The following is a 15,884-nucleotide window of genomic DNA, read 5'->3' as shown; positions in this document are numbered from 1 at the left end:
ATAAAAGCTGTGGCTATTTGAGCATATTTTTTAACAAAGTGCGATCCCGCCCTGGGGTTTTATATGAGTCATGCTTTTTTGGTTTAATTGATTTTAAGGTGGTTTATATAATGTTTTTGTTGTTTTTTATATTTTACTTTTAATTTCTTATTAAGATATTTATTGATTTTAATTTCTTTACAAGTTGTTTTGTTGTTGTTATATTTTTATCGAAATTAAGGAGAATAAATATGAGTAAAATGATTTTTGGTGCTGTCGTTTCAGCATTTTTTGGAATTAGTCAATACGCTGTTGCTGGTGAACAGCAAGTAAATTGCCGTACACAAGCAGTAACTTCACCAGTATATAGTGGTAATGTAAGCTGTTATGCAGGCGGCCAGTATATTTCACGCTATGTATATAATAGTGCTTCAAACATTGCTTTTGTCAGTCAGGTAGTTAATGGTAGAACTGCATCCTGTAGTGCGTCCGTGCCTTTCTCACACAATGAAACTGCTAACGTAAGAAAATGTGATTATACTCCACAAGCAAGAGTTAAATTGGATGCTCAGTTTAATAGTGATAGTACGAGGGCCCGAGTGGTTATCCGCAACCTATCAACGGATAGAGATGGTCAAATTTCGAAGGTAGAATACTGGGTAGACAACGTATATCAGGGCACACTTTCTGGTAGCTACAAGTATTTGAGCTGGAGGGATACTTTCCCAAGTTTTTCTACCAAAGTCAAAATTAGGGTGACTGACAACGATGGTTACACTGATATCTCTTCTACTTATATTCCAGTGAAGGCGAAAGATGCGCCATGTTGGGGTGATCACGAAAACCCAGTTAGCTGTTAATAGATAAAAATGGCGCCTTGAGCGCCATTTTTATTTCATTTCAACGACTTTACTCGCTTTTTTATATTTGATTTTATACCCCTGCCAACTTGGCAATTCCCAGCGTTTTGGGGCATCTTTTCTTGCACCAGATATATACTCAATTAAAATTCGTTTAGATAAAAAATTGTAGCTTACAGATAGCTTCAGCTCAGGAAGAATGACTTTTATAGGGTGCTTTTCAATAAAAGGCGCTAATATCCAGCTTTCGACTTCTTGATAATATAAATCGCACTCTTCGATTAATTCTAAATCCTCAGCTTGGTTAATACCTAACTGTTTCAGTCGGCTGTGAATATACTGATTAACCGCTGGAAGGTTAATATCGATCTTTTCATGTTGATAGTACAGTTTATGTTCCTCAAAACTGTGGCATAGTGTGCCATATAAACCGGAAAACAAATCACCAGATTCAATTAACATGACACACGCATCGATTAGGTTGTCACCCTCTGCAATCATAGTTTGTTTAGAAATGGTAACACCTGCATACTGAAGAACTGCTTCAATTTGTATGCCTCGTTCATCCTTATATGCGTGACTTAGTATGGGGGTTGCTAGCCCCAAACTCGCCACAGATTTTAAAGGTATTGGCGCAGCTAGGGTTGCCATGGTCATTGCTTGCTTAGTGCCTTTCCCGGCTAAAGCAAAGGTGTCTAATACCAACATGGCATCTGTGTTTTCGGTGACTCTGGACGTGTTCGAGGGCGAGACTTCAACTTCTCCATTTCCGAAGCCTCCACGGCGGTTCTGTCTTTTTACAAATACCCACTCAGGTTTTATGGCTGCTATGGCATTGATCAGCGCTGCTCTATCATAACTTGCTGCGTGCTCTAGATCAGGAAGAGAAAAGGCCTCGCGCAATTGATTACTAAATTGTTTGGCTTCGTTTAACGCCTCTGATTCTATCTGTAACAAACCGTCCAGCTTGCTTCTGAGCAATGCGATTACGAGCTCTATGTCGCAGCCATTCGGCAGTAGTGTGTTGAGTTGTTCGAGTTGCTCAAGATGATTTGGTAGCTGATAAACACGAGCGGGCACTGATATCACCGAGATAACATCAATCGCTGCTTGTTTAAGTGCGCCAGAAGGCATTTGAGCGATAATCTGCCCAAGTTCAGCGTCAACCGGTAAAGGGTAGAGTAAATTCCCCAACTTGGTAGCGATTTGTTGAGTATCCAGTGCACCGATGCGAGTGAGTATTTTCAGGGCGCGTTCTTTAGAGGCGTCTGGAAGTGGGTCTATAAATGCTAGTGAGTCAACCCCTTGCGACGCGCACCCCGCGGCCAAGACGAGCTCAGTGAGGGCTTCTCGTTGTATTTCTGGAGGTGTGCGTTCAATAAGTGGTGCGTATTGACCGTAAAGTCTAATGCAGAACCCTGCTTGCGTTCGACCAGCTCGGCCCAAGCGCTGCTTGGCTGAGTCTCGACCAATGGCGTCTAACCCCAGAACTGTTTTGCCATTTCTAAGGTGAGTGCGTCTTTCTAAACCAGAATCAATGACGCATGTTACATTAGGAATGGTAAGGGACGTTTCCGCAACGTTTGTCGCGAGAATTATGCGCTGTTGTTGTTGCTGTTCCAGCGCCAGCTGCTGTTGTGATTTACTGCACCCGCTATAGAGAGGCACGACTAAAGCATCAAGAGACTTTAGTGCAGACTGGCATGATAAAATTTCCCCTTTGCCAGGCAAGAAAACGAGGATATCGTCTGCTGTCATTGTTTGAGCACGCTCGCATGCTGCCACAACCCTGTCGGTAAGTTGCTCTTTTTTTGGCATCGCTCGCGGCTCTTTGGCAATAAAACATTCTTCCACAGGGTACATATTGCCTTCGCTGTGTAGGACTGGTGCATCTAAATAACGGCTCAACCTATCTGCATTCAAAGTAGCGGAAGTAAGTACGAGTCGGTGTTGACTGTGTTGTTTTAGTAGTGCGAGTAGTAAATCCATGTCCCACCTGCGCTCGTGAAATTCATCAAGCACAACATGTGAAAAAGCGGCTAGCTTGTCTTCAAAGTACCACCTAAGTGCGACGCCTGGAGTGACAAAAATGATGTTTGTATCATCGTTAAATATGGTTTCAAATCGAATGGCATAACCGACTTTATCGCCAAGCGAAGTGTGACAGAGTGACGCTACATATTCCGCAAGTGATGTGCAAGCAATACGCCTCGGCTCAACGATTAATACTTTGCCTTGGGTAGCTGCCCATATTGGCAGTTGTGTGGATTTTCCTGAGCCTGTTGCAGCTGTGACCACAACATCTTGCTTTGAAATTGTGTTTAAAAATTGAATTTTTATCGACTCGATAGGTAGCGACATGATTTTTATTTCTAGGTACTTTTTTCGGGATTTTACCAAAAAATTGTTGAAAAGGCGCAGATATGCACACACTTAAATTAAAAAGCACAGTATATGAGCAAGTATGATTAATATAATGTTACTTATCTTTTTAGTGGTGTTTGTGATGGTGTATTGGCGCCTAGACGACATAAAAAGATACTTTTGGCAAAGAAAATACCAGCAGCAATCGCTATCACGCGCTGATAAAAAAGTGCTTCTAAAGTATATGCCGATTTATCGCAATATGACTGACCGAGATAGAGAAAAGTTAGAAAAGCACATTGTCTGGTTTTTAGGCGAAAAGAACGTACTGGGTCGGGACGGACTGAAAGTGACACGACCGATGGCCTTGATTATAGCAGCGGATGCTTGTTTATTAGTGATCAATCAAGCATGGCCGTTATACCCAAACGTGAAAGAAATACTGTTATACCCAAGTCAGTATTATGCCCCGCAGACGAATAAAGACAGTGCGGGTCTGGTAAGTTACCACACTGCAGTAAGGCAGGGGGAGTCTTGGCCGGGGGGGACCCTCGTTTTGAGCTGGCATGACGTGCTTGAAGGTAACCGCTTGCCCGGCGATGGTCATAACTTGGTGTTTCACGAATTTGCACATCAACTCGACCAGCAAGCAGGGAATACCAATGGTACACCTGAATTGCCAAAAGAAATTAGTTATAAAAGGTGGGGCGACGTGTTAGGGCGTGCTTACAGTCAACTTAAAACGCAGTTAGCGTACCATATGCCTCATGTGATACATGAGTATGGGGCGACCAATGAAGCAGAATATTTTGCGGTGCTGACAGAAACTTTTATTGAGAAACCAATTGAACTCAAGCAAGAGAACCCAGAGCTGTTTAATTTATTAGTGAGTTATTTTCGCTTTGACCCGAGAGATTGGTTGGGGAGGGCGGTATGATGGCGGTAAATGGTTATACCGTATTCTGAAAACAAAAAAGCCGCTAATAAAAGCGGCTTTTTTTAGTCAATCAGTCAACTTAAGAGAAGTTGATTTCGTTACGCTCGTTGCTATTTTTACGGCGGTTATCACGGTTGCCATCTCTGTTACCGTCACGACGCTTATCGCTACGAGGGTCACGGAAGCTACGCTTACCGCCATCACGACGTTCACCACGCTCTTCAAAGCGGCGGCCACCATCACGACGCTCACCACCATCACGACGCTCACCACGCTCTTCAAAACGTCTGCCACCTTCTCGGCGATTACCACCATTGCCACGTGCTTGATCGGCTGGGTGTGTGCTCTTAGTCATCTTCATTGGACGTTGACAAATATGAACACCTTGGAAGTGAGTTAGTGTATCAGCTGGCATATCCTGAGGAAGCTGAACTGTACTGTGCTCATCAAACAAGCGGATTTCACCGATAAACTTACTTGAGATGTCAGCTTCATTCGCAATTGCACCAACAATGTTCTTAACTTGAACACCGTGTTCACGACCTACTTCAATACGATATGTATCCATAGGGCCTGCGCTATTACGACGGCCTTTTTTCTCACCACGGTCGCCACGTCTGTCATCACGGCGGCCATCACGGTCACGGTTGCCATCACGTTCACGACGCTCACGTTGTTGAATTTTGATTTCTTCAACTTTAAGCGGAGATTGCTGCTGAGCAAGACAAAGTAGTGCTGCTGCAAGTTGCTCTTGGCTTAGTTCAAGCTTTTCACCTAGACCTTGTGCTACTTCGCTAAAGAACTCAATGTCTTTGTGATCAAGTGACATGCTTAGCTTGTTCTGAAGTGCTTCAATACGCTTTTGTTCAACGATTTTTGCACTTGGTAGCTCAACTTGCTCGATATCTGAGCGAGTATGACGCATGATGTTACGTAACAAGTAACGCTCGTTACCTTTAACGAACAAGATAGCTTTACCTTTACGACCAGCACGACCTGTACGGCCAATACGGTGTACGTATGCTTCACTGTCTTGTGGGATATCGTAGTTGATAACTAGGCTTAGACGGTCAACATCTAGACCACGTGCCGCAACGTCAGTCGCGATAACGATATCTAGTAAACCGCTTTTCAGTCTTTCAACTGTGCGTTCACGTGCCTGTTGGTTCATGTCACCATTTAGTGGTGCAGCAGAGAAACCTTCACGCTCAAGTAGCTCAGCAAGCTGAACAGTATCATTACGAGTACGTACAAACACGATAGAAGCATCGTATTCTTCAGCTTCTAAGAAGCGTACGATTGCTTTGTTTTTGTGCGTTGTTGCACGCCAATATACTTGCTCAATTGTATCTACAGTTGAGTTACGTGGCGTAATTTTAACTTGCTCTGCATTATCTAGGTACTTAGAACAGATAGATTGGATCTGCTTAGGCATAGTTGCCGAGAAAAGACATGTTTGCTTTTCATCTGGCGTTTGTTCCATGATGTTTTCAACATCATCGATAAAGCCCATGCGTAGCATTTCATCTGCTTCGTCTAGTACTAATGCATTTAGATTAGAAAGATCAATGGTCTTACGGTTAATATGGTCGATTAAACGCCCCGGAGTTGCCACGATGATCTGTGCGCCACGGCGAAGTGCACTTAGCTGCACGCCATAACTTTGTCCACCATATAGCGCAAGTACTTCTACGCCTCTAGTGTACTTAGCATACTGCTCAAACGCCTCTGCAACTTGCAATGCAAGTTCGCGCGTTGGAGTCAGCACTAAAATTTGTGGTTGCTTAACGGATGCGTCAACATTGTTTAATAGCGGCAGAGCGAAAGCTGCCGTCTTGCCCGTACCCGTTTGCGCTAGTCCCAGTACGTCCTTTCTTTCTAGCAATAACGGTATACATTGAGCCTGGATCTCAGAAGGTGATTGATATCCTAGCTCTTCGACTGCTTTAAGGATTGCAGGAGAAAGGTCTAAAGATTCAAACGTTACTGGTTCTGACATTAATGCGCCTCAACAATTTAAAAGAGGCGGCATTGTACAGTAAAGAAAAAATAAATGCTTGTATAAATTGGCATTAAATTTGTAGGTGATTGATATTGGCTAAAAAATAATCAAAAGTTTTTTTTTGCCTACTGGTATAAGCCCAAATTTTCCTTGGCATAAGCCTCAAAATCATCAAAACCACCAATGTGATCTTGGTCGACAAAGATTTGCGGTACAGTGTTACAAGGCTTACCAGCTGACTTTTCTAGGTCCGCTTTACTAACCCCTTCTTTGTTAATATCGACATAGCGAAAGTTAAAATCATCTCTCGATTCTTTCAAGCGTGTCGCTAGCTCTTTTGCACGTACACAGTAAGGGCAGCCTTCACGGCCAAAAATAACAGTAAACATAGCTCAATTCTCTCTTAGTATTTGCAATGACAGTAAGTATAGTGCAACTAAGTTTGATGAAAATTGATTAAAACCTATTAGAGCAATCTGTTTTTTAGATTATGCAATCTAGGTTTTCGTTTTTTACGAACGATAGACCGTCTTAATTAAGTGAAAGCCAAACTTTGTTTTAACTGGACCATGTACTTCGTATAACGGTTTTTTAAATACCACATCGTCAAATGCTTTGACCATGTCACCTTTGTTAAATTCACCTAAGTCACCACCTCGTTTCTTTGAGGGGCATGTTGAGTGTTGTTTCGCAAGTTTGTTAAAGTCACCACCTTTGTCTAATTTAGCTTTGATAGCTAAACACTCTTTTTCGGTTTTAACTAGGATGTGATAGGCGCAAGCTTTTGGCATGAAAATACTCCAGAGGTCATAAACCCGCAGATCATGCAAGGCTGTGGCGAAAAACGCAAGTGGCAATTGCTTGCTCGCCATGCCTTATTTAGGAGAGTAGGTTGTTTGTTAGAGATATGTGAGGTGATGGGTTATATCACCTCTTATTTAGATCATTCGCTAAATCTTTACCTAGAAAGTGACGCTAAAGCCAATAGAGGGCCTTATTTCAAAATCATCATTTTCTTCTTTGATGTATAAATCGTTCACTGATTTAACTTTGTCATAATCCAAATCTATGTATGATACGTTGTCTTGGCCATAAGCGTTCATTAATTCAAAAATTAACTTACCATCTAGCCCAAATAATTGTGTTTTACGTTCAAAACGCACATCTAAACGGTGATAGGTTTTGAAGCGCTCAGAAAATGGGTCGCCGTAGACGGGTAGGAAGCGATCTTCATGATCTGGGTTCTCTCTTACACCCACAATTGGTGTATAAGCTTGACCACTGCGTGCCGTAAAGTTAAACCCACCTTGCCAGAGCTCATTTATTTCGTAGTGGAATACGGCGTTAAAAACCAATGGCGTATCGGCGTAGTAGTCTCGAGTGATGTTGCGGCGCAAATCAGTACGCTCACTTTTTGCGTAACTGAGTGCAACCCAACCGTACCAGTTATCCGTTTTGTTTTTGTTGATTAGAATATCAACCCCATACGCCCTGCCTTCTACTTGGTTGTTGTACAGCAAGTGCGCGTCAGGACCATCATCAATTGCAAGTGGTAGGTCTTCCATGGTCTTGTAATAACCTTCAACTGACCATGACCATTCATTCTCTAGCTCTTGTCTAAAGCCTAACGTGCTGTGTGTGGCAACCTGTGATTTAAGTTGTGGGTTGCCAATTTCAGGCAGGATATGCTCCACATCTTGCATGCGATTGTAGCGACCAATTTTCGCTGAGATAACACTATTTGGTGTTACATAGTAATTCACAGCAGCTCTGGGCGAAGTAAAGGTTTCGTCCGTATAGCGATTGTACTGACTTTGCACACCCACTTCAGTTTGCCAAAGTACATTGGGTTGCCAAACATGAGTCACCCCGACAAACCCAGAGTCCACATCAATACTGCGCTTTCCTGAAATACGCTCACCTTTTTTAAGGTCGCAATCTGGGTCTAACTCGGTACAAAGATATTGAAACGTATCGTATTCATATGATGTTTCATTATCAAAGTAAGCGGCGTCAAAGATGAATCTATGTTCATTATTGAATGTGTAGTTAAATCTTGCTTTATAGGTATATTGTTTTTCATTTTCTTGTTCAAAAAAGCCCGATGTTTTGGTTGCTAGCTTACCGTACTCTAGTCGACCTGAATGGTCGAGTGCACCAACCCCAACACGCACGTGAAACTTTTTATTGTAATGATCCCAGAGGATATTTTGGCTATTAAACTCTCGAATAAATCTAGCATCCCCTTGGAATTCAGGTGTTTTTTTGGCTAACTCAGAACGCTCATTGAACCCAGCCGCAGCTGAGTCTTCAGCGCCAGTAAAATTGAAGGTCAGCGTATTGTTACTGTTAATATCCCAAAGAAACTTGCCTTGGTAATCATGATCATCTGGTGCGTCATTGAGGATTATACCGTTTGGCTCGCCGTCATCATCTTCCAGCTCTTCCCCTTCACTGAAAAATAACGGTAGGGTACTTTTTCGCCCTGAAACATAAAAAGCTGTATTTTCTGTTGCTTGACCTTCAACAAAAAAACCAGCGTTGAACATGGTGAAGTCTAGTGTTGTTGTGATTGGTTGGTATTTCGGGTTCCGTAGAGTGACGTCAAATACGGCACCTGTCGCATTACTATATCCAGCGCCATAGCCTGCTGAATATAGTTGAAAGTCTTGGATAATATGTCGATTGAAAATAGAGCTACCAAAATCATGGAATATATAGCCTGCGGGCATAAAATCTACTTCAAATATATTATCACTTGGTGATGAGCCTCGTACGGCAGGTTCACTCATAGAACCACCGGCTGCAATAACGCCGGGCAGAGCATACACTGCGCGCAATGGATCGCCCATTGCACCAGGCATTTCAATCAGCTTTTCAGTATCTTCGGTTATTTCAGAGGTAATAGAGCTGCGTTTATAAATAACTTCAATATGCTCCATATCTTTTTGTTGAGACTGTGCATTGGCTGAGATGGCCATGCACAGCATCAATGGCGATAAGGCAAAGCGTTTTGGAGCGGTGGGTGCAATCATTGTCGAGTCCCTTTGGGGTTGTGGTAGTTGATTTCGCGGGACAGTTTAAGCAATAAAAGCGTTTATTTATTTGGGCTTTAGGTAATAAAATGTGTGGAGGTCATACACTTTATTACAAGCGTAATCGAATACCAAGCTCGCTGGAGTAACCGATAGAACGTTCGATAATCTTTAGCTCTGGATCCATAACATAATAAGTGGGGTAAGCTTTGACTTTATAATCTGACGCAGTTTTTCTATTTCCAAGTAGTATTGGCATGCTGAGATTTAAATCTTTACTAAATGCTTCAATCTCTTCAATGCTTTGAAAATCTAACGCAATAGCCACGGCATTGACCTTACCAATACGATGAAGTTTATCGATGTTGGGCATGCTATAGCGGCAAATATTGCACCAAGGAGCAAAGAAATATACAACCGACCGTTCACCTTGCAATTGACTAATGTTGTATCGCTGTGACTCGTCACTCATCAGCGGAAGTGAGAAATAAGGAGCTGATTGCCTGCCATTGTCCTCAAGCATACCGAGTTCTTGGTAGGTGAATGCTGCAGACATAACGACAACAAAGATGATGACATTTACTAGATATTTAATCATTAGAGGCGCTTAAAATGCCTTATTCATTTATGAAGACCGAGCGCCAGTATAAAAAATTGCAAAACGCTTGCAAGGTGTTTATTCCGAATCAAGCAACATTTATCATAAGGTTATGTTGCCAGCAGTAAGTTTACTTTGTGCTGGCAACGAGAGAATTGACTTTCTTTGATAGGGGGGCTAAGCCTGATATATGTTTTCACCAAGATAGCGCTTAGCTTTATTCGCTTTTAGTTTGGTTAAGTCAACTAACACTAACCCATCGATACAATTGTTAAAATCTGGGTCAACACTAAAGCTTAAGAAGTTTGCACCATTTTCTTCACACAGTTCAGTATATTGTTTGAATAACGTCGGCACCTGTGCGCCCATATTGGCGAGAATGTGTTTTAGCTCAGCGAAATCTTCTTTTACATCTTCGCCATTGAAGAGACTTTGACAAGTGCTGAGCTGGGATTGATTTAATTTAAATTCATTGTTTGGCATCGCAAGTTCTGGCAGCTGCGAAAAATAGTGTTGATAATGATATACCAGCATCGCCTTGGCTTTGTCTGGCAATGAGTTTGACAGGCTGACTGGGCCAAATAAATAGCGATGTTCTGGGTATCTTTTAATGAACGCGCCTATCCCATACCAAAGATAATCAAGGCTTTTTCTGCCCCAATACTTTGGCTGCACAAAGCTTCTTCCAAGCTCTAAACCTTGGTCAAAGTACGATTGCATGTCTTCTTTGTATGAAAACAGGCTACTCGTATATAGACCTTTTATGCCATGCTCCTTGACGACTTGTCGGGCGCTGGCTAGACGATATGCCCCAACGAGCTCAAGTTGTTTGGCATCCCAAAGAACAAGTTGCTGGTAGTACATATCATATTTATCGGTGTCTCTGCGCTTGCCGCTGCCTTCTCCAACGGCGCGAAATGCAATTTCCCTCAACCGGCCGAGTTCTCTAAATATGGCTGAGCTACCTTGGTATTGGTAAAGGTAGATTTGCATACCGTCTGCTGTTTCGCCGAGTCGTTCACATTGCTCTATGGCCTTTTTGAGCTCTTTTTTGCATTCAGGCATTGCAATGGGTGTTTGCGTTTTGAGTGGCAGTGACTTTTTACTGTTGAGGCGATACAGCTGTTTACGTATCAGTGCGACGACTTCTTTATCTTTTAAGTTATCTAGTCGGTACGATGTGGGAGGAATGCTTGCACCGATTTCAAACTCTAGGGACTTTTGCCTTTGTTTAAACATTTCTTTGACCAATAACAAGCTGGCCAAGGGTTTATAGATCATAGAAGTGCCATAAAACAGCGGACTGTTTTTGGCCTTAATGAAAATAGGCAGAATTGGGCAATTGGCCTTTTTAGCCATGCGCAAAAAGCCGCTATTCCATTTACAATCTTTGATTCCTGTTGGGCTGAGCCTAGAGACCTCTCCAGCAGGAAAAATGAGCAGTGCTCCCTCAGCTTTTAGGTGTTTTTGGATGTTTGCTAACTCTTGCTTTCTACTCGCGTTAGATAGATTATCGACAGGCAGTAGTAAAGAGTGCATAGGTGTAATAGACATTAGCATCCTATTTGCGACTACCTTTAAGTCTGGACGGGCTTTTGCCAGAACTTTTATCAATGCTAAGGCGTCCAACGAACCAATTGGATGATTAGCAACGATGACAACACTACCTTCACTCGGTATATGTTCAATTTGTTTAGGCTTAAATCGTGCGTCGAAATCAAGCTCTTCCAAAACTTGCTCAACAAACTCAAGCCCTTCTAAATGTGGGTAAGTATCTGCGAATGCAACAAATTCCTGTTCGTGTAAAAGATAACCGAGTCCCTTTTTAACGAGCCCTTTTACTTTTGGTGAGTTTTCTAGCTGAGGTAGGTTGGCTTCGATCACTTTATCGACACTGATCATAAATTTTCTCTACGGCTTTTTTATAGAGATTAAGAATCAACTATGACATTGATGTTGCATACTTATGTCAGTTTTATGGTGATGTGTTTTTAATGTTCTGGGTATCCTCGAAAACATAGGCAGCGTTATAATGACTGTGAAGAGAATAATTGAGGAGAACAAATGTATGTCAGTACTGGTTTGTGTGACTGGAAGAAACAATGACAAATTAATGGCGAAGCTGAGTGATGCAATACCCGACGTTAAAATTGAGCAATGGCCATATTGTGAAGATTTAAGCAGCGTACAGTTTGTATTGGCATGGAATGCGCCTGATAATCTCTGGCAACAATTACCCAATCTTAAAGTGGTTCAATCTTATGGTGCGGGTGTTGACGGTATTGCACTTGATAAGCTAAAACCCTGTGTTTCTGTGGCTAGAATTGTAGATCAAAAGTTAAGCGTGGATATGGCGGAATACGTCTTGTCTCATGTGCTTGCTAACAAATTAAGGCATCGAGAGTATGCGGCAAATCAAAGTGAGGGGTATTGGAAGCCTCGCCGTGCAATGGGAGGCAATGAAGTAGGCATACTTGGTCTTGGAGAATTAGGTAAAGTGACAGCCGAAGTGTTGGTTCGCCATGGCTTTTCAGTTCGGGGTTGGTCACGTACACAAAAAGACCTACCTAAAGTAGCGTGTTATGCTGGGGAGAACCAATTAGAGACGTTTTTGTCTGAGATTGACTATTTAGTATGTTTGCTGCCACTCACTCAACAAACTAAAGGCATGCTTAACGCTAAGTTATTTTCTTTGTTACCGGCAAACTGTGTGGTGATAAATGTTGCAAGAGGCCAGCACTTAGTTGAAGAAGACTTACTGGCTGCATTAGACAATAATAAACTTGGTGGCGCTGTATTAGATGTTTTCTCAACAGAACCGTTACCTGAAAACCACCCCTTTTGGTCCCATTCGAAGGTGACTGTGACACCTCATGTTGCGGCAGTTACTAATATGGACACTGTTATTGCGCAAATTGCAGCTAACGTTAATGCTTGTTTGGACGACACTCCACTTGAGAATCAAGTCAATTTGAGCAAAGGGTATTGATCGCTCACACTGTGCTGAAGTAGTTGTGACAAGATGATTTTTATCTGAAATATTCTCAAGTAATTAGTTTACGGGCTCTGTGCCAAACAGAGATATTTAACTGTTTGATTTGTAAGTAAATGTAAGGAAGAGTAATTCTGGGTTACAAAATTACTGTATAAAAAAACACCTTGAGACGTGCCGTAAGTTTCAGTATGTTAGAAAAAAAACAATAATAAACAGGAAAATACAATGAAAAACGGTCAAGGTGGTGTAAAGCTCTCTTTTGTCGTTATTTCAGTTGTCGCGTTAGGTGTATCAGCATGGTTTAATCAAGCTCAAGCTGCCCAAATTGACACCGGCAACATCACACATCTATCGAAGCTTGACAAATGATATTGGGGCAGTGTGCCCCAATTTTAAATTGGTTTAAGCACTCACGTTATCTTTTGGCGTGTATTTCCCTATTTTCCAATTTCTTTTCTTCACTCTTTTTCAATAATGTATATGTAGAACCACTACCACCATGGCAGGTCAGTGCGGAGTGAAAGGCAAGGACTTGGGGCATTTCTTGCAGCCACTTATTACAGTAGCTTTTTAGAATCGCGGGAAAAGGTTTACTTTTTAAGCCAATACCATGGCGGATCAGCAAGACTCTAATGTTACGCTTTTGGCAATCGGTAATAAACTCGAACAGAGATTGGCGTGCCTCAACAAAAGTTTTACCGTGTAAATCTAGGGTTGCGTCGATTTGATACTTGCTAAGGCGGAGGTTTTTATAAACCCCTTCTTGAACACCGTCCTTCTTATAACCAAGTTGGTCATGAGGGTCGAGAAGATCAACATATTCTGTAGAAAGAAAGTTGGGGTCAAAATCTAACTCTTTTTGTGCTGCAGCTCGTCTAGCGAGCTGAGCTTCGCTAGGCTGATCTTTTTGGCGTTTAAGTTGCGCTTTATTATCTTGTGCTAGCGGGACAACGTCGCCCATGGAAGCTAAAAACAGCTCTTCATCAGTCATGGCCATGATAACTCTCCAGTACAGTTTCTTCGATTCTAGCTTAACAGTGGTGCATTTGAATAGAGCTACTAATGCGATTGTTGCTTTTTTCACTACTCATGAGAGGCGTAGAAATAAATTACACCTTAAGTGGAAATTAAATGTGAATAATTATGTAGTAATTTTCAATAGATATTTTTAATGGTTCATTGCCGGAACGCTGAGTTCCGGCGGGGGAATGTCTGGACTTAGTTGGCGTCGTATTGTTCTGTTGTAAAAACCTTAAATAGATAAAAAGAGTTGATCAATATTAAGCCTAAGTTAGAAATCACTGAAGTATTCATAAGATCCAGACTAAACAATACAAACAACAAACTACAAGCTATAACGGCCGCTATGCGCAGTAATGTACGATGATTGATAAAGAGAGCTCCAAATCCCAGTACTAGTAGTAATGTATTTAGTAACCAGTCAAACTCGTTAGTCATGATCTTAAAATAACTCCGTAAATGATTTCAAAGGGGCGCCATTATGCGCCGATTTTTTATTCACTACAAACGAGTAATTTTATTCTTTTCGGATTAGTTTTTTTAATTCAAAATTAAGTTTTTCATTGCGGCTATGAATCCTTCTTTCTTGATAATCGCATATTTTTGGCACGTGTCTGGGCTCGACACATCTTGACACAAATAAAGTGTATCTCTATCAAGTGCTGGTATAGGTTGCAAAACAGAGTCGAATAGGACGGGTTTTAAACCAGGAAGACCTGGCCAATACACACTTTGTGCCACTAATCCTAGCTTCTTGTAGGTAATAAGCTGTGGCTTAGGAATAAGAATGGCTATAACAGCCAGTATTCCAATAAATATTAATTTTTTAGCACCTTGTTTAGTTGGTGCTTCTGCGGTTGCAGCTTGTTGTTGAAGTGCTTGTTGACGCATTTTTTGTTGTGGCGATAGACGTTGCTTTTTCTTTTTGGCTGCTTGTTGCTTTTGAAACTCGCTTTTATTCAGGAGTGTTTGTTTTTTTGGGTTAATTGCCATGCTTAGGTGTAGCCTTTTGGTTGCAGGACTCTATAATAGTTCTATGCTATAGATGATAGCGCATTTCTAATTACTAGCCCACGGGAAAGGATATGGAACAACAAATCTCTATTCTCATTGTTGATGATGTAGGAACTGTTAGAAGCTTTTTACATCAAACATTGATGCATCTGGGAATCGACAATGTCACAGAAGCCTCTACAGCGAAACAGTGTATAAGTGCGTGCGAAGAACGTCATTTTGATATTGTTTTTTTAGATATTGAATTACCTGATGGAGATGGTAAAGAACTTATTGCCGAGTTGGCACAGATAAATCCGGATATAAATGTTGTGATGGTGTCTGCACACTCCACAGTAGATAATGTCAAAGATGCAATTGAAAGGGGGGCAAAAGGGTTTGTAGTAAAACCATTTTCACCGAAGAAAATTGCTGCAATGTTGAAGAAATTCTACCCTAAATTAGAAATAGCTTAAATATTGCCGTCTTACAGATATAAAAAAACCGACTTACGTCGGTTTTTTTATATCCATTTCCACAGATTATAGCGCTTTAATTTTAGCGGCTAGGCGGCTCTTATGACGAGCAGCTTTATTCTTGTGGATTAGACCTTTAGTTGCGTAGCGGTCAAGGATTGGAGTTGCAACAGCGAATGCTTGCTGTGCAGCTTCTTTATCACCAGCTTCAATAGCGGCGATTACTTTTTTGAAGTAAGTACGCATCATTGAACGACGGCTTGCGTTGTGCTGACGACGCTTTTCGCTAGTGATAGCGCGTTTTTTTGCAGACTTGATGTTAGCCAAGGTATGCTCCTAACAATCTTTTAAAAATAAGCTTAGTTTAAAGGCCGAGGACTATGCCTGTTTTATGATCCAATGTCAATAAAAAATAACCTGTCCGGCCTAAATGTTTCATGCGGAAGACACGCGGTTTTTCACCCATTTTGAAATAAGTTAAAAATTGCATGTTCCTATCTGTCTGTTTTGACTATCTCCTTAACCTTAGGCCCTCGGCAACAGTGGTAACAGACTACGAATCAAGAAACCTGTGGTCCCTCGATTAATGGCGCCATTGTAGCAAAACAGTCAACCCAAGCCTAGC

16 protein-coding genes are annotated in these 15,884 nt (G+C 41.7%); 5 read left to right on the top strand and 11 right to left on the bottom strand.

What is annotated here, in order from left to right:
• The first annotated feature begins 230 nt into the window (after positions 1 to 230).
• The gene (locus N482_RS15870; RefSeq protein ID WP_063377956.1) at positions 231 to 839 is read left to right on the top strand and encodes a hypothetical protein; all 609 of its coding nucleotides are present in this window, start codon (positions 231 to 233) and stop codon (positions 837 to 839) included.
• A gap of 30 nt (positions 840 to 869) precedes the next feature.
• Here the strand turns inward: N482_RS15870 and N482_RS15865 are convergent, their stop codons facing one another.
• Positions 870 to 3,200 carry a DEAD/DEAH box helicase gene (locus N482_RS15865; protein WP_063377955.1) on the bottom strand — a complete coding sequence of 777 codons (2,331 nt, stop codon included), beginning with the start codon at positions 3,198 to 3,200 and terminating at the stop codon, positions 870 to 872.
• Between the two features lie 103 nt (positions 3,201 to 3,303).
• On the opposite strand from N482_RS15865, the gene N482_RS15860 reads away from it, so the two are divergent.
• Positions 3,304 to 4,140: a M90 family metallopeptidase gene (locus tag N482_RS15860; protein WP_063377954.1), complete on the top strand. Its 837-nt coding sequence runs from the start codon at positions 3,304 to 3,306 to the stop codon at positions 4,138 to 4,140.
• A 79-nt stretch (positions 4,141 to 4,219) separates the two neighbouring features.
• Here the strand turns inward: N482_RS15860 and N482_RS15855 are convergent, their stop codons facing one another.
• The 6 genes from N482_RS15855 to N482_RS15830 all read right to left on the bottom strand — a co-directional run bounded on the left by N482_RS15855 (position 4,220) and on the right by N482_RS15830 (position 11,677).
• Positions 4,220 to 6,139 (bottom strand): DEAD/DEAH box helicase, encoded by a 1,920-nt coding sequence (locus tag N482_RS15855; RefSeq protein WP_063377953.1) that lies wholly within the window; start codon positions 6,137 to 6,139, stop codon positions 4,220 to 4,222.
• 128 nt (positions 6,140 to 6,267) lie between these two features.
• Positions 6,268 to 6,531 (bottom strand): GrxA family glutaredoxin, encoded by a 264-nt coding sequence (locus tag N482_RS15850; protein WP_063377952.1) that lies wholly within the window; start codon positions 6,529 to 6,531, stop codon positions 6,268 to 6,270.
• A gap of 123 nt (positions 6,532 to 6,654) precedes the next feature.
• Complete coding sequence (locus N482_RS15845; RefSeq protein WP_063371626.1) at positions 6,655 to 6,933, bottom strand: peptidylprolyl isomerase; 279 nt, start codon at positions 6,931 to 6,933, stop codon at positions 6,655 to 6,657.
• Between the two features lie 171 nt (positions 6,934 to 7,104).
• The gene (locus N482_RS15840) at positions 7,105 to 9,177 is read right to left on the bottom strand and encodes a TonB-dependent receptor plug domain-containing protein (RefSeq protein ID WP_063377951.1); all 2,073 of its coding nucleotides are present in this window, start codon (positions 9,175 to 9,177) and stop codon (positions 7,105 to 7,107) included.
• Between the two features lie 112 nt (positions 9,178 to 9,289).
• Positions 9,290 to 9,775: a TlpA family protein disulfide reductase gene (locus N482_RS15835; protein ID WP_063377950.1), complete on the bottom strand. Its 486-nt coding sequence runs from the start codon at positions 9,773 to 9,775 to the stop codon at positions 9,290 to 9,292.
• Between the two features lie 177 nt (positions 9,776 to 9,952).
• On the bottom strand, positions 9,953 to 11,677 hold the full coding sequence (locus N482_RS15830) for a GNAT family N-acyltransferase (protein ID WP_063377949.1): 1,725 nt from the start codon (positions 11,675 to 11,677) through the stop codon (positions 9,953 to 9,955).
• Between the two features lie 166 nt (positions 11,678 to 11,843).
• On the opposite strand from N482_RS15830, the gene N482_RS15825 reads away from it, so the two are divergent.
• Together N482_RS15825 and N482_RS25285 are read left to right on the top strand one after the other, a co-directional pair.
• Complete coding sequence (locus N482_RS15825) at positions 11,844 to 12,764, top strand: 2-hydroxyacid dehydrogenase (protein ID WP_063377948.1); 921 nt, start codon at positions 11,844 to 11,846, stop codon at positions 12,762 to 12,764.
• A 231-nt stretch (positions 12,765 to 12,995) separates the two neighbouring features.
• Positions 12,996 to 13,139, top strand: a complete 144-nt coding sequence (locus N482_RS25285; RefSeq protein ID WP_196763635.1) for a hypothetical protein — start codon at positions 12,996 to 12,998, stop codon at positions 13,137 to 13,139.
• 46 nt (positions 13,140 to 13,185) lie between these two features.
• On the opposite strand, the gene smrA is transcribed toward N482_RS25285, so the two are convergent.
• The 3 genes from smrA to N482_RS15810 form a co-directional block, all read right to left on the bottom strand.
• Positions 13,186 to 13,767 carry a DNA endonuclease SmrA gene (smrA, locus tag N482_RS15820; protein WP_063377947.1) on the bottom strand — a complete coding sequence of 194 codons (582 nt, stop codon included), beginning with the start codon at positions 13,765 to 13,767 and terminating at the stop codon, positions 13,186 to 13,188.
• Positions 13,768 to 13,988: 221 nt separating this feature from the next.
• Positions 13,989 to 14,228: a hypothetical protein gene (locus tag N482_RS25700; protein ID WP_063377946.1), complete on the bottom strand. Its 240-nt coding sequence runs from the start codon at positions 14,226 to 14,228 to the stop codon at positions 13,989 to 13,991.
• Positions 14,229 to 14,330: 102 nt separating this feature from the next.
• Positions 14,331 to 14,783: a hypothetical protein gene (locus N482_RS15810; protein ID WP_063377945.1), complete on the bottom strand. Its 453-nt coding sequence runs from the start codon at positions 14,781 to 14,783 to the stop codon at positions 14,331 to 14,333.
• 92 nt (positions 14,784 to 14,875) lie between these two features.
• Here N482_RS15810 and N482_RS15805 point away from each other — a divergent pair, with 92 nt between their 5' ends.
• Positions 14,876 to 15,259, top strand: coding sequence for a response regulator (locus N482_RS15805; RefSeq protein WP_063371634.1), 384 nt, complete (start codon positions 14,876 to 14,878; stop codon positions 15,257 to 15,259).
• Positions 15,260 to 15,325: 66 nt separating this feature from the next.
• Here the strand turns inward: N482_RS15805 and rpsT are convergent, their stop codons facing one another.
• Complete coding sequence (gene rpsT / locus N482_RS15800) at positions 15,326 to 15,586, bottom strand: 30S ribosomal protein S20 (RefSeq protein ID WP_010382487.1); 261 nt, start codon at positions 15,584 to 15,586, stop codon at positions 15,326 to 15,328.
• Positions 15,587 to 15,884 lie beyond the last annotated feature (298 nt).

The organism is Pseudoalteromonas luteoviolacea NCIMB 1942 (assembly GCF_001625595.1).
GTDB classification, from domain to species: domain Bacteria; phylum Pseudomonadota; class Gammaproteobacteria; order Enterobacterales; family Alteromonadaceae; genus Pseudoalteromonas; species Pseudoalteromonas luteoviolacea_A.
Note: the sequence above shows the minus strand (reverse complement) of the source record. Positions and strands in the feature narration are given on the sequence as shown.

What these genes read in the sequence shown, in the direction of transcription:
- N482_RS15870 (WP_063377956.1), top strand. Translation starts at nt 231, where the DNA reads ATGAGTAAAATGATTTTTGGTGCTGTCGTTTCAGCATTTTTTGGAATT.
- N482_RS15865 (WP_063377955.1), bottom strand. Translation starts at nt 3,200, where the DNA reads ATGTCGCTACCTATCGAGTCGATAAAAATTCAATTTTTAAACACAATT.
- N482_RS15860 (WP_063377954.1), top strand. Translation starts at nt 3,304, where the DNA reads ATGATTAATATAATGTTACTTATCTTTTTAGTGGTGTTTGTGATGGTG.
- N482_RS15855 (WP_063377953.1), bottom strand. Translation starts at nt 6,139, where the DNA reads ATGTCAGAACCAGTAACGTTTGAATCTTTAGACCTTTCTCCTGCAATC.
- N482_RS15850 (WP_063377952.1), bottom strand. Translation starts at nt 6,531, where the DNA reads ATGTTTACTGTTATTTTTGGCCGTGAAGGCTGCCCTTACTGTGTACGT.
- N482_RS15845 (WP_063371626.1), bottom strand. Translation starts at nt 6,933, where the DNA reads ATGCCAAAAGCTTGCGCCTATCACATCCTAGTTAAAACCGAAAAAGAG.
- N482_RS15840 (WP_063377951.1), bottom strand. Translation starts at nt 9,177, where the DNA reads ATGATTGCACCCACCGCTCCAAAACGCTTTGCCTTATCGCCATTGATG.
- N482_RS15835 (WP_063377950.1), bottom strand. Translation starts at nt 9,775, where the DNA reads ATGATTAAATATCTAGTAAATGTCATCATCTTTGTTGTCGTTATGTCT.
- N482_RS15830 (WP_063377949.1), bottom strand. Translation starts at nt 11,677, where the DNA reads ATGATCAGTGTCGATAAAGTGATCGAAGCCAACCTACCTCAGCTAGAA.
- N482_RS15825 (WP_063377948.1), top strand. Translation starts at nt 11,844, where the DNA reads ATGTCAGTACTGGTTTGTGTGACTGGAAGAAACAATGACAAATTAATG.
- N482_RS25285 (WP_196763635.1), top strand. Translation starts at nt 12,996, where the DNA reads ATGAAAAACGGTCAAGGTGGTGTAAAGCTCTCTTTTGTCGTTATTTCA.
- smrA (WP_063377947.1), bottom strand. Translation starts at nt 13,767, where the DNA reads ATGGCCATGACTGATGAAGAGCTGTTTTTAGCTTCCATGGGCGACGTT.
- N482_RS25700 (WP_063377946.1), bottom strand. Translation starts at nt 14,228, where the DNA reads ATGACTAACGAGTTTGACTGGTTACTAAATACATTACTACTAGTACTG.
- N482_RS15810 (WP_063377945.1), bottom strand. Translation starts at nt 14,783, where the DNA reads ATGGCAATTAACCCAAAAAAACAAACACTCCTGAATAAAAGCGAGTTT.
- N482_RS15805 (WP_063371634.1), top strand. Translation starts at nt 14,876, where the DNA reads ATGGAACAACAAATCTCTATTCTCATTGTTGATGATGTAGGAACTGTT.